11 protein-coding genes are annotated in these 13,422 nt (G+C 59.1%); 8 read left to right on the top strand and 3 right to left on the bottom strand.

Translation table 11 applies throughout. The annotated features are described in order from the left end of the window. Positions 1–11: 11 nt before the first annotated feature. A complete protein-coding gene (gene putP, locus EL217_RS04655; protein ID WP_005282330.1) occupies positions 12–1,583 on the bottom strand; it encodes a sodium/proline symporter PutP in 1,572 nt (523 codons plus the stop codon). A gap of 168 nt (positions 1,584–1,751) precedes the next feature. Between putP and EL217_RS04660 the strand changes: the two genes are divergently transcribed. The 7 genes from EL217_RS04660 (at position 1,752) to EL217_RS04690 (ending at position 10,414) form a co-directional block, all read left to right on the top strand. Beyond that, positions 1,752–4,781 carry an SNF2-related protein gene (locus EL217_RS04660; protein WP_126318796.1) on the top strand — a complete coding sequence of 1,010 codons (3,030 nt, stop codon included), beginning with the start codon at positions 1,752–1,754 and terminating at the stop codon, positions 4,779–4,781. 4 nt (positions 4,782–4,785) lie between these two features. After that, on the top strand, positions 4,786–5,607 hold the full coding sequence (locus EL217_RS04665; protein ID WP_023017759.1) for an SWIM zinc finger family protein: 822 nt from the start codon (positions 4,786–4,788) through the stop codon (positions 5,605–5,607). Positions 5,608–5,609: 2 nt separating this feature from the next. Next, positions 5,610–6,725 (top strand): metallophosphoesterase family protein, encoded by a 1,116-nt coding sequence (locus EL217_RS04670; RefSeq protein WP_126318798.1) that lies wholly within the window; start codon positions 5,610–5,612, stop codon positions 6,723–6,725. Between the two features lie 5 nt (positions 6,726–6,730). Then, positions 6,731–9,319: an AAA family ATPase gene (locus EL217_RS04675; protein ID WP_126318800.1), complete on the top strand. Its 2,589-nt coding sequence runs from the start codon at positions 6,731–6,733 to the stop codon at positions 9,317–9,319. A 5-nt stretch (positions 9,320–9,324) separates the two neighbouring features. Continuing rightward, the gene (locus EL217_RS04680) at positions 9,325–9,831 is read left to right on the top strand and encodes a MarR family winged helix-turn-helix transcriptional regulator (protein WP_005282341.1); all 507 of its coding nucleotides are present in this window, start codon (positions 9,325–9,327) and stop codon (positions 9,829–9,831) included. Next, positions 9,818–10,138, top strand: a complete 321-nt coding sequence (locus EL217_RS04685) for a molecular chaperone GrpE (protein ID WP_126318802.1) — start codon at positions 9,818–9,820, stop codon at positions 10,136–10,138. Before EL217_RS04680 ends, EL217_RS04685 begins: the two co-directional genes overlap by 14 nt. Before the next feature lie 72 nt (positions 10,139–10,210). Beyond that, positions 10,211–10,414: a hypothetical protein gene (locus tag EL217_RS04690; protein ID WP_023017763.1), complete on the top strand. Its 204-nt coding sequence runs from the start codon at positions 10,211–10,213 to the stop codon at positions 10,412–10,414. A 56-nt stretch (positions 10,415–10,470) separates the two neighbouring features. On the opposite strand, the gene EL217_RS04695 is transcribed toward EL217_RS04690, so the two are convergent. Both EL217_RS04695 and EL217_RS04700 read right to left on the bottom strand, forming a co-directional pair. Then, positions 10,471–11,640 (bottom strand): ABC transporter permease, encoded by a 1,170-nt coding sequence (locus EL217_RS04695; RefSeq protein ID WP_023030975.1) that lies wholly within the window; start codon positions 11,638–11,640, stop codon positions 10,471–10,473. 3 nt (positions 11,641–11,643) lie between these two features. After that, the gene (locus tag EL217_RS04700; protein WP_126318804.1) at positions 11,644–12,543 is read right to left on the bottom strand and encodes an ABC transporter ATP-binding protein; all 900 of its coding nucleotides are present in this window, start codon (positions 12,541–12,543) and stop codon (positions 11,644–11,646) included. A gap of 197 nt (positions 12,544–12,740) precedes the next feature. Between EL217_RS04700 and EL217_RS04705 the strand changes: the two genes are divergently transcribed. Beyond that, positions 12,741–13,190 (top strand): Panacea domain-containing protein, encoded by a 450-nt coding sequence (locus EL217_RS04705; RefSeq protein ID WP_005282350.1) that lies wholly within the window; start codon positions 12,741–12,743, stop codon positions 13,188–13,190. Positions 13,191–13,422: the final 232 nt, after the last annotated feature.

Consider the following 13,422-nt stretch of genomic DNA (forward strand, 5'->3'; position numbering starts at 1 on the left):
CGGGAAGGTTCCTACTTGTTATCGGAAACCTTTTCTGCTGCTTCCTCGAAGTCCAGGGAGTCGTCCTTCTCAACGAGCTTGGCAAGCTTTTCGGCTTCCTCGAACTCGTCCAAGACCTCCTGGTCTGGCTGCTTGGTAGCCAAGGTGACCAGAACGGTGACGATGAGTGCGGAGAAGAAGCCCGGAACCATCTCGTAGAGGGAATCGCCGAGCGGGGACATGCCCCAACCGATGGCGACGACTGCACCGGTAACCATACCGGCGATTGCACCGGTTGCGTTGAGGCGCTTCCAGTACAGAGCCAGGATGACCAGCGGACCGAATGCGGAACCGAAACCAGCCCATGCGAAGCCGACCAGGCCAAGAATGGAGTCGGACGGGTTGATAGCCAGGAGTGCGGCGATAACCGCGATGGCCACAACGGCGGTACGGGACAGGTTAATCAGAACGCCCTCGGAAGGCTTGCGCTTTGCGATGATGAGGTAGAGGTCCTCAATCAGGGAAGAGGACACCACGAGCATCTGGGAGGACATGGTGGACATGATCGCTGCCAGAACTGCGGTCAAGACGAAACCTGCAGGCAATGGGTGCATCATGGCCTGAGCCATATCCAAGAAGATGGTCTCGAAGTTTTCTTGGTCAGTGATGGTTTCACCGAACTGGGTGAAGTACACGGTACCGGTAAGCGCAACGAAGATAGCGCCGATGACGGAAAGACCCATCCAGGTGATGCCGTAGAAACGGCCCTGCTTGGCGTCGGAAGGCTTACGCAGCGCCATGAAGCGCACGATAATGTGCGGCTGACCAAAGTAGCCCAAGCCCCAAGCGGCGTTACCAACGATAACACCAGCGGAAACGCCAGCGAAGAGAGAGAAGTAGTTATCGTTTGGCTCGAGAGCCCCGTCGGTAGCGTAGCTGTTTTCGGTAGCGAAGGAGAAGATCGCGCCGGCATCGTCAAGAGCGAAAAGCGCCATGATTGGCACGATCAGCAGGGCGACGAACATCAGCATGCCCTGCATAGCGTCGGTGTAGGACACTGCCAGGAAGCCACCGATGAAGGTGTAGAAAATGGTCACTGCGGCGATGACCAACATACCGGTGATGTAGTCGCCACCGAAGGTGGACTCGAAGTAACGACCACCGGAGACCATGCCGGAAGAGACGTAGAAGGTAAAGAAGAAGATAATGATAACTGCGGAGATAATACGCAGCATGCGCGACTTATCGCGCAGACGGTTCTCGAAGAAGGAGGGGACCGTAATGGAATCGCCCGCAACCTCCGAGTAAGCGCGCAGACGCGGCGCAATCCACTTCCAGTTTGCCCATGCACCGATAAGGAGGCCGATAGGCATCCACAGCTCGGAAAAACCGGAAAGGAAGAGCGCGCCAGGCAGACCCATAAGCAGCCAGCCGGACATATCGGATGCGCCGGCGGAGAGAGCAGCTACGAATGGGTGCAGGCCACGGCCGCCCAAAACATAATCGTCATATTCGTCGGTTTGTTTGTAGCTCCAGTAGCCAATGGCTGCCATTACGAGGAAGTACACAATCATCGCAATGACGTACCAAGTTGATTCTTGCACGTTTCACTCCTTGTAGTGATTTGTCGGACATTTTTACGTTAACGGTGACTTCAGGTTCACCCAAGCTAAAATTCAGCTGTGGCATAGATCTCCGGTGATGTTTTTCACCGTTTAACTGCGTAAAGACGTGAATATAACGAGCTTGTAACAAAACTATACGGGGCTGCTATGCTGGCCGTTATGGCTTCTTACCTTGTGCATGGCTTTTGGCTGCCAGTCTCGGGGCTTGGTCTATGGATTGAGCAGGTAGAAGGACACAAGATTGTTATGCCTTCGGCCGTGCCGGAGGGGACGTTTCCGCAGGCAGTCGATGCTATCTTGGCTAAGAAATCCTTCCGGAACCGGGCGCGAGTATCACTGCGGACCCCAAAGGGTAAGGACGTCTCGCTCATGGTGCCCATGGCCATGTTTGCCCCGGAAGAAGCGGTAGAAGCCCTAGCCCAGCTGGAATACCTGGATCACCATCCACCGGAATCGATTGCACCGGATCTGCACTGGCTCATTCACGCATATAGCGGCCTGAGCAAGTTTGTCCGCGCGGGCAGGGTGACGTTCCGGCTGGCGTACCAGGCTAACGAGTGGTTCCCCATGTGGCAGTTGGCCTCAGGCTTGGGCGAGCGCGGTTGGCTCGCAGAAATGATGGCCGCGGCACCCGGGATTCTCCATATAAATAATAGGGCTCTTTCAGATGACCTAGCGGATGAACTAACGCATTGGATTGCCAACCGGGAATTGCAGCCGCTGCTCAATGAACCCCGGCCCATGCCGTGGCACGACTTCGCCCGTGCACTTTTGACGACGTCTCCCATTCGCCGCGGCCGCGCGCAACTACTGCGCGGGCTTAATGAATGGAAGAATTCCATTTACCAGGTGGAACTCCAGCTCGTCTACATCGTGGAGGAGCCGGAAGAACAGGATCCAGAAGACGCAGCGTGGCCGATTCGGGTGCGGGTGCGCTCTGGAACGGATTCGCCGCGGCCGGTGTTGGCGGATGAGTTGGATAGGGCGAGCATCGAGAAGCTGCGCGAAAACCACCGCAAGGCCGTGCACGCGGCGCCGAGCCTAGGCCAGAGTACGCAAATGCCCCAGCCTGGCGACGGCGATTGGGATGTTTACCTGGATACGGAGCAGCTCACGCAGTTTATTGCGCACGAGGTACCCGAGCTGAAGAAGCGGGGCATTACCGTCATGCTGCCCAAATCGTGGGCGCAGATGGATACGAAGGCCAAGCTGGAAACTCGCGAGGCGCGGGATCCGGCGGAGGCCGCCACGAAGAAGCACATCGGCATGAATCAGCTCGTGGACTATAACTGGCGCATGTCCGTGGGCGATGTGGAGCTTACCGAGTCCGAGATGGACGAGCTGGTCAATTCCAAGTCCGGGCTCATCCAGCTGCGTGGCAAGTGGGTGATGGCCGATACCCAGGTCGTATCTAAGGTTTCCTCTTATATGGAGGAGCTGGCGGATAAGTCCCGCGAACGCGCCAAGAAGGAGCTCGAGCAGCTGGCGGCCTCGGCGGAGATGGCCAAGAAGCTAGGTGAGCCGGGCTGGCAGCAGCTCATGGCGGAGGTTGAGCGTCGCCGAGCGGAGTTCAACGAGAAGAGCGAGCACCAGGTCACGGTGGCGGAGCTGCGGGAGCTGGCGCTCGAGTCGATGGCTCAGGAGCCCATCGAATTTACCGGCAGCACGTGGCATACCGCGTTGCTCGGCGGCATGGATACGGTCGCACCTAAGCGCGTGGACATCCCGGAGACCGTCCACGCGGAGCTGCGCGAGTATCAGCGCACGGGCGTGGACTGGCTGTATTGGATGTCGCGCAATAATATTGGCGCCGTGCTTGCCGATGACATGGGGCTCGGCAAAACACTTCAACTACTGTCCCTTTTGGCAGTGGAGAAAGAGCGCGGCGAACAGACCGGGCCCACCTTGGTCGTTGCCCCCACCTCCGTGGTGGGCAACTGGGCTCGCGAGGCCCGCCGCTTCGTGCCGGATTTTAAGGTCATGGTGCAACACGGCGCGGGGCGTCCGGGCGGAGAGAGGTTCCTCGAGGCCGCCGCGAAAGCCGATCTGGTCATCACGACGTACGGCACCGTCAGCCGGGATTTCAACCTCTTGGGTGAGGTGTCCTGGCAGCGCGTGGTCCTCGATGAGGCGCAGGCCATTAAGAATTCGGCCACGCGTTCCTCCAAGGCGGTGCGATCGCTGCCCTCTGAGCACCGCGTGGCGCTAACCGGTACTCCGGTGGAAAACCGGCTATCGGAGATGCGGTCCATCTTGGACTTTTGCAACCCAGGAATTTTGGGTACGTCGTCCTTCTTCCGCAATCACTTTGCCAAGGCCATCGAGCGCAATAATGATGAGGAGATGTCCGAGCGCCTGCGCGCGCTGACCGCGCCTCTCATCCTGCGCCGCGTCAAGACCGATCCCAATATCATCGATGACCTGCCGGAAAAGTCCGAGCAGATTCTTACCGTATCCATGACCACCGAACAGGCCGCGCTGTACAAAGCGCTGGTCAATGAGGTGAAGAAGAGCTTGGAGGATGCTACGGGCATCAGCAAGCGCGGCATCGTCTTGGCCTCCCTGACCCGCATTAAGCAGATCTGCAATCACCCGGCGCATTACCTGGGGGATGATTCACCGGTGGTTATCAAGGGCAAGCACCGCTCGGGCAAGGTGAAGGAGCTGATGCGGATTGTCGATGCCGCCACCGAATCCGGTGAGCGCCTGCTGATCTTTACGCAGTACAAGGCCTTCGGGGCTATCCTGCAGCCCTACCTGAGCGGGCAGCTGGGCCATGAGATTCCCTTCCTGCACGGCGGGGTGACCAAAAATAAACGCGACCAGATGGTGGAGGACTTCCAGGCCGATGATGGCCCACAGGCGATGATCCTTTCGCTGAAGGCGGGTGGCACGGGCCTCAACCTCACCGCGGCATCGATCGTGGTGCACATGGACCGTTGGTGGAACCCCGCAGTGGAAAACCAAGCCACGGACCGTGCCTTCCGCATCGGTCAGCGCCGCAACGTGCAGGTGTATAAGATGATTACCGCTGGCACGTTGGAAGAATCCATTCAAGACATCTTGGATGGAAAGACGCAGCTGGCTGGGGCCGTCGTCGGTGAAGGCGAAGGCTGGCTTACGGAACTGGAGCCGGACCAGCTGGCGGAGCTCATGAGTTACCGGGGAAAGGAGTAAGCGGATGGCCGTCAAGGGCGATGACAATGTCATCTACGCAAACTTTGGTACCCGCAAGCGCGTGAGCACCCCGGATGAGGTCAACCATGTTGACCGCAGCGGGCGGCTGCTGTCCAAGACCGCCGCTCGGATTTCTTCCTTTACCAGCCATGACGCGGACCGGGGGCGGATTACCCGCGGGCGCCAGTACGCCGAGGGCGGGCACGTCGTGGGATTGGAGATCCGTAACGGTGCCATCCACGGACGCGTGGCCGGTTCCCAGAACGAGCCTTTTTCCGTGCTCATTCAGCTGCCGTACCGCGATAATGACGATATCGCGGCACTCGCCAGCCAATTCGCGCGCACGCCTAATTCCGTAGCGAATGCGCGCAAGGGCCTGCTATCTGAGGAAGCGCTGGATACCTTGTTCGCCAGCGACGCCGAAGATCTGCGTCTTTCCTGCACCTGCCCGGATTCCGCCTATGCCTGCAAGCACATCGTGGCGGTGGGAGATAGGCTCGCCACCCGCGCGGATGCGGATCCCGCCGTGATTTTCAATATGCGCGGGCTGGACTTTGCGCGCCTGGAAAAGGCCGTCATGGAGCAATCGCAGCAGGTCTCCCGCGAAAGCTTTGGGGCTAGCGATTTATCCGCGGAAGAAAAGAACGATGTGTTCTGGAATGGCCGCGAGATGCCCAAGCTGCCGCACCCCAAGGTTGCCCCAGCATTGGAAGATTCCGATCCAGACCTTTTGCGCAAAGCCCTGCGGGCCGTATCGCATACCAATATTGATCTCTTGCGCGCCGTGTCCGACATCGAAGACCTCTACTACCACTTAACGCACTGATTATGACTGCAACGACCTTTATCCACACGTCCGACTTCCAGCTGGGCATGACCCGCTGGTTCTTGAAGGGGGAGGCACAAGGTCGTTTCAACGATGACCGCGAGTCCGCCATCGTGCACCTAGGCCAGCTCGCGGAGGAGGTTGGCGCGGAGTTCATCGTCGTCGCCGGCGATGTATTTGAGCACAATGCGCTCTCCCGGGAGATCTTGGCCCGCGCCACCGAGATGTTTAAGCGCCTGCCGGTACCGGTGTATGTGCTGCCCGGAAACCACGATCCGTTGGTCGCGGACTCGGTATTTTATCGCACCAGCGCCGACAACGTGCACGTCATCGCGGATTCTGAGCCCATCGAGGTGGGCAAGGGCGTGGAAGTGGTCGGGGCGCCATACCTGTCCAAGCGCGCCAACCACGATTTGGTGCGCCAGGCCTTAGAACCGCTCGATTCCACGGAAGGAATTCGGATTGCCGTGGGCCATGGCCAGGTGGATTCGCGTACTAGCGGGGGAGATGCCGATACCATCGACTTGGAATTCGTCGAACAGTGCTTGGAGCGCGGGGTGATTGATTACTTGGCGCTGGGCGATACCCACTCGACGGCCAGCCTGGGCACAACCGGGCGCGTCTGGTTCTCCGGCAGCCCGGAGACCACGGACTTTAAGGAGTGCTCCACGGGTGGCGGTGAGGCCGATTCCGGGAATGCGCTGGTGGTAAGGATTGAGGGGGAGGATATAGACATCGATAAACGCAGCATCGGGCGCTGGACGTTTGAAGCCCTCGATGCCTCCGTCAATTCCACCGAGGACGTCGAGCGCTTCCTGCGCAGTCTGGAGGAGTACCCGGATAAGGTGCGCACGGCGGTTAAATACAGCCTGCAGGGGACCCTCGGCATTGCGGCGCACGCCCGGCTCCAGCGTGGGCTGGATGAGTTGGAGGCGGTCTTTGCCTCGCTGCGCCCGCGCGAGCGGACCATGGACCTGTTCCTGGAGCCTAGCGAAGATGAACTAGCCAACCTGGATATTTCCGGCTATGCTGCCGACGCCCTGCAGGAGCTGCTGGATAACCGCGAGGATCCGGTGGCCCGCGACGCCGCCAACCTGCTATTTCGCCTGGAGGGATAAACCACATGCGCATCCACAGCTTAGAGATTAAAAACGTCCGCGGCATCGAGCATCTGGTGTTGGATGACCTTCCAGAAACCGGGGTGGTGGTCATTCACGGCGAGAACGAGGCCGGTAAATCTACCATCGTGGAGGCCCTCGATGTGGTGCTGACTGAAAAGCACACGGCGCGCCCCAGCGGTATCCGGGATCTGCAGCCGGTGGGCAAGGACGTATCGCCTGAGGTCATTGCGGATATTTCCGTGGGGGAGTACCGCTTTCGCATTGCCAAGCGCTGGCTGCAGAAGAAGTACTGTGAGCTGGCCATCTCGTCCCCGCGCCACGCACAATATACAGGCCGCCAGGCCGATGACGAGCTGGAACAGATTTTAAGCGAGAACATGGATCGCCAGCTTCTCGATGTCCTCTTTATGCGCCAGGATGACCCCAATGACGCCATCTCCGCGGTGGGCATTCCGTCGCTGACGCAGGCCCTCGAGCAGGAGTCCGGCCTGGCGGAGGACGAGGTATCCGGCGATGATTCTCAGCTTTTGGGCAAGGTGGATAAGGAATATAAGCGCTACTACACCGAAAAGACGGGCAAGGCGGCCGGCGAATACAAGAAGGCCCAGGACAATGCGGAGCGTGCCGAGCAGGAGTTGGAAGAAGCAACCGCTGCGGTGCGCGGGCTCGATTCCGTGGTGGAACGCTACGAGCACTTGGAACGCCAGCAAGAAGAGGCCGAGGCGCAGCTTCCCGCGGCGCGCAAGGACCTCGCCGAGAAGCAGGCCGCCGCGGACGAGGCCGTGAAGGCCCAGCACCAAGTGGATGCGCACAAGGCCGAGCTCACCCGCGCCAAGGAGGATTTCCAACGCTCGAAGGATGCGCAGTCTAAGCGCCAGGAGATGGTCGAGGCGCTCGATGCCGCTGGCACCGCAAAGTCGAGCGCCGCGGATAAACTTGCGACCGCCCGCGAGAAGGCCGCGGAGGAAAACGAGAATAAAGAGGCGGTGGAAAAGAAGCTGGCTACCGCCAAAGAGGACTACGCCACCGCGCGCGCAACGCTCAAGCAGGCGCGGCTGCATCAGGACAAGGAGACCTTTAAGCGCCTGGATAAGCGCCTGCTCAAGGTGGAGGTCTTGGCACGTGGCGTGGAGAAGGCCCAGGCGGAGATCGCCCAGCGCGGGCGCGAGATGACCGCCGCGGATGTCGAGGAACTCCGCAAGGCGGATGCCGATCTGTCACTGGCTAAGCGCCTGCACGATGCCACCGCCGCCAAGGTGGAGTTTTCCGGGCCCGAGGGCGCGGAGATTGGGGTGGATGGGAAGCTGGTGGACATCGGCAAGCAGCCCGCAATTGAGCTTGTCGATGGCCGCGAGATCACCATCGGCGATATCACCGCCCGCTTTGTGGCCGGTGCGTACTCTTCCGATAAAACCCAACGCGAGGTAGATCAGGCCGAGGCGCGCCTGCAGGAGCTTTTCGATGCCACCGGCGTCGAGTCCATCGCCGCCGCCGAGGCCCTGCTTAAGACGCACTCCGAGCAGAATGCTGGATTGGATGCCGCTACGCGCAAGCTCGAGGGCGAGCTGGGGCCGGATGATTTGGGCGAACTGCGCGCCCAGCACGCGGCGCTGAAGGAGAAGGTCGCCGAGCTCGATGAAGCCCCGGCCATGGACCTATCCGCTGCAGAAGAAGCTGAGGAAGAGGCGCGCGAGCTTGTCGATGCCCTCGACCGCGAGCTTATTCCCTTCCGCGATAGCCGCATCGCCCACGACGTGGTGCGCTTGGAGGCCGAGCTCGCTGCCGCTACCGAGAAGGCCGAACGTGCCGAGCGCGAGTTGGCTGAAGCGCGGGAGAAAACCTCCGATGCCGGCTTGGAAGAAGAGACAGAGCGGTTGGGTGCTTTGGTAGGCAAGCTGCAGGAGCAGCTTTCTGAGATGGAGGCCGTGGACCTGGCCACCGCCCAGAGCCTGGTGGAGGGCGCGCAATCGCACCTGGATTACCTGCAGAATCAGGTGCAAGATGCGAAGGTGGAGCTCGGCAAGTTGTCTAGCGAGATTAATTATCACTCCGGCGCGGCAGAGCGCGAGCAGCAGGCGCAGGCGGAAGCAGAGATGGCCCAAGCGGTGCTAGAAAGCGTGGAAAAGCGCGCACTGGCGGCGCGCTACCTGCGTGAGTTGCTGCTCAAGCACCGCGATGCCGCGCGCCAGCGCTATGCCGAGCCTTTCGTGGCGGCGCTCGCCCAACTGTCCCGCACCATTTACGGCGGGGATATCAGCTTTGAATTGGCAGACGATCTCTCTGTTACCGCGCGCACCCGCGATAATGAAACGGTGGCCATGACCAGCCTGTCTGGCGGCGCGCGCGAGCAGCTGGCCATCCTTACCCGCTTTGCTATCGCGCGCTTGGTGGCGGGGGAGGAAACCGTGCCGGTCATCGTCGATGACGCGCTGGGCTCTACCGACGCCCACCGCCTGCAACTGATGTCCACCTTGTTCTCACAGGTGGGCCGCGAGAACCAGGTTTTGGTCTTTACCTGCATGCCGCAGCGCTATTCCCGAGTGCCTGGGCGCAGCGAGCGCGACATCGCCACGCTGAAGGAGGTAATCTAGTCCTTATGTCTGAACAAACCCGCTGGTTAAACGATGATGAACAGGAGCTATGGCGCCTATTATTGGCCGCGACCCGCAAGATAGATAGGGGCATGGACGAGACGCTCAAGGCTGGCGGGGAAATCTCCGTCTCCGAATTCGCGGTCCTGGTATCCCTCTCGGAAGCCCCAGATCAGCACCTGCGCCTGCGCGATCTGTGCACGGAGCTCGCCTGGGATCGCTCGCGCGCCTCCCACCAGGTCACTCGCATGGAAAAGCGTGGGCTCTTGGTTAAAGAAAAGACCACCGATGATGGCCGCGGGGTCAACGTGCACATTACGGAGGCCGGGCTCCACCACCTCGAGCGCGCGGCCCCCGAGCACGTGGAATCCGTCCGCCGCTTGGTCTTCGACCACCTCCACGAGGAGGACGTTCCCGCGCTCAAGCGCTTTTTCCATGGGGTATTGCAGGTCAATAATATCCCCGGCTATTCGGGATTCGTCCCGGATTCTTTATTGAATGGAGGAAAATAACACCGCCATGATGGGCCAAGAACTTTTCGAGCACCCGAAAAAGCAGCATAAAACGTATGGCTTAACGGCTTTGGGCGAGCTGGGCCAGCGCATTGGTGATCCGGAAGCTTTTGCTGAGGACCGTGCCGATGCCGATCAGATTGCCGCGATGGAGGAAGCCTTGGAAGCCTACCCCGAGTCCGCGTTGACCTTTGATGAGGATGCCGGTGCCTGGATCGTGGGCGCGGAAGAGGATATCGAGAAAATGTTCACAGACCGCGAGGCATTCCTTGAGGCTTTATTAAATGATGAAGATCCGGGGATCTAATGTCACCACGGAGACCATAAACTGTTAAGATACTTTTAGTTAATCTTCGGTGAAGCGAGAGGTTTTATCATTATGAACGAGCGCGAGGCTCAAGAACAACGCGAGGCGGCGGCCCGCCAGCAATCCGAGGGCTGGGTTTCCGTTTTTGTCCAGTGGATTCCCTGCATGCTGCTGTCCGTAGTGCTGCTCGGCGCCATGTTCTTTGGCATGTACTACATCGAGCACGGCACCTTGGATATCACCCAGCCGATCACCAACGAATTCATCGTTGAGTAATTCTGCGCAATAGAAAAATCCGGCCTCCCTTTGAAAGTGGGAGGCCGGATTTATTTTTATTTCTTGAGCACCTGGCGCCAAGTCATCTTCTTGCCGTTATTCAAGATGGCGCGGCGGTAGATGCGCGCGACAACGATGAGAATGAGCGCGGTAACTACAGCGAGGACCGCATAGCTTCCCGCCAAGCCCAGCCAGCTCATATTGCCGCCAGCAACTTGGAGGGGAGCGACCAACATAGAGACCGGCGGCACCCAGCCCATGACCTGCATCCAAGTGGCATCCAAGTTGGTCCAGCCAAACATGGGGACATACATGGTGGCAAAGACGATGAGCAGGATGGGCATCTGCGTCGATTGCAGATCCTCGGTGCGCTGCACCATGGAGCCGGCTGCGGCATAGAGGCTGCCGAAGAATAAGAGACCGAGGATTTCCCCGACGAGCAGGGCAGCGATTAGACCATAGTCGAGCTGGATTTCGCTTGCTGCTCCAGTAAATGCCAGGGAAGCCACGCCGCCGGCCAAGATGAGGAAGGTGCCGAGCAGCCCGATAATGGTATTGCCAATGACCTTGCCTGCCAAGAAATCCACCGGGCGCACCGTGGAAAGGATGATTTCGACCACGCGCGAAGACTTCTCTTCTGTAACGCGGCCACCGATGAGCCCTGCGAAGGTCATGATGGAAAAGACCACCACGATGGCGGCGATAAGGACGATGGCAACATTGCCCATCTGTTCTTCGGAGGCCTCATCTGTTTCCAGATCTACCGCGGTCACTTCGGCTGATGGGGTGGCGGCGGCAAGCTCTTGGGGATCAATATTCAGCGTATCTAGTGCCTCTGCCTGCGCCTGCGCCGCAACCACTTGATTGACCGTGGTGGAGATCGTGGTGGAGACGGTGCCGTTGGCCAAAAGCTCCCACCCCTCGTCGTTGGCGGGCACGAGGGCGGCGTCGACGTCGCCGTCATCGATAAGCTGCACCGCGCTATCCCGGTCATCTGCGGCCTGCGTCTCCAGCCCGGAATCAGCGAATGCGTCTGCCTCCATGCCCACCACGGCGACGGAGTCTGGTTCATCGTCACCACCGGACAGCAAGTCAATGATGATGGGGGTGGCGATGGCACCAATGATAAGCAGCAGCATCATGATGACAACGGATTTGGTCTTGAGGGCAACCGCCATTTCGCGCTTGGCGACGGTCCCTATGGTCTTCATTGCCGAATACTGCATGGGCTAGGCCTCCTCGGTGGTGGTGCTGGTGACGACGTCTTGGAAAAGCTCGGTAAGGTCAGGGACCTTGAGGCCGAAGGAGTGGACGGGGCCAGCGGCCATGGCAGCGCGCAAGATGGCTTGGTCATCGGTGCCATCATCGGCCTCGAGCACCACGCCCTGGTCAGTTTCCTCCACGAGGTGGGTGCCCTCCGGGTACCAACCGCGAGCAGGGGTTTCCACCGCATAGCGCGAGGCGCCTTGGGTGCGCAGCTCATCTACCGTGCCTTCTGCCACCATGCGGCCTTGCGTGACGATGCCCACGTGATCGCACAGGCGCTGCACCAAGTCCAGTTGGTGGGAGGAAAAGATGACCGGCACACCGCGGGCGGCGCGCTCGCGCAGCATGTCAGACATGACATTGACCGCAACGGGGTCCAAGCCGGAAAAGGGCTCATCCAGAATCAACATATCGGGGTCATGGATGAGGGAGGCGGCTAGCTGCACTCGCTGCTGGTTGCCCAAGGACAAGTCATCGAGCTTGTCGTCCTGGCGCTCTCCCAGCCCTAGCTGTTCCAGCAGCTCCGAGCCGGATTTCTGGGCGGCCTGCTTGTTCATGCCGTGCAGGGTGCCCAGGAACGTCAGCTGGCTAAGCAGCGGTTCCTTGCCGTAGAGCCCGCGCTCTTCTGGCATATAGCCAATGCGGCGGCGGTTATCGTCATTAATGGGGGAGCCATCGAAATAAACTTCGCCGGAGTCTTTCGCGAGCACGCCCAGTGCGATGCGCATGGTGGTGGACTTGCCCGCCCCATTGGAACCGACGAAGCCGAAGATTTCGCCCTCCTGCACGCTAAAGGTCATATCCCGCAGCGCGCGGACGCTGTCGAAAGATTTATTGAGATGGTCGATTTCTAAGGTGGGCAAGGGGTATCCTCCATGGCGCGCCTATACTGCATAACTTTCGTGGTTCTAGATACCTTAGTATTTCATAAACCTAACAGTTTGGCTATGGAATCCATTGAAAGCCAGGTTGCATGGGTCAAGCCCCCACCGAGTAGGTAGGAATAGAAAGTGCTCTCCACGTGCTGTAGCGTTTAAAACAAGCAGGAAGGAGGTGCACAATGAAGCAATACACTGCTCATCAAATCGCAGAATGGCTCGTAGCTTGGGCTGAAGAAACCGAAGAAGCCGAGCTCACACCGCTGAAAATTCAAAAGCTTCTTTACTACGCAAAGGGCCTTTACATGCGAGCCTCCGGAGGGGTGCCGCTCTTCAATGAACGGATGGAAGCATGGGCCCACGGACCTGTCGTTGTAGACATCTACCGCGAACTTAAAAAGTACGGTAAGAGCCCGATCGACCCCGATACTTTTATTTCTGATGACTTCAATTGGGATGATTATCGGCCTGTAGAAGATACCCTGATTGACGTATGGAATAAGTATGGCCCCTATTCGGCGTGGGCTTTACGTAATAAAACCCACACGGAGTCACCTTGGAAGAAAAACTTCGTTGAAGAAAAACGGGGGCTTGAGATTTCTGATGCCGACCTCAAAGAATACTTCAACTAGGTATGGCAAAGAAGAGTAAGAGACGTGGCACGCGCCCGGTTTCGAAGAATCACAGTGGTGCAGATACAGGCGTCTTGAGCGCCATACGAGCGGCATCGAACGAATACCCGCTCCTGTCCACTAGGTTTCTGCAGAGCGGATGGGGATTCGGGCAAATGACCGATAGGATGCGCCGCGAGTTCCTCGACAAATGGCACAAATGCTCACTAATTTCTTGGAGAGATCTCGTTAA

Source organism: Corynebacterium segmentosum (genome assembly GCF_900637825.1).
GTDB classification, from domain to species: domain Bacteria; phylum Actinomycetota; class Actinomycetes; order Mycobacteriales; family Mycobacteriaceae; genus Corynebacterium; species Corynebacterium accolens.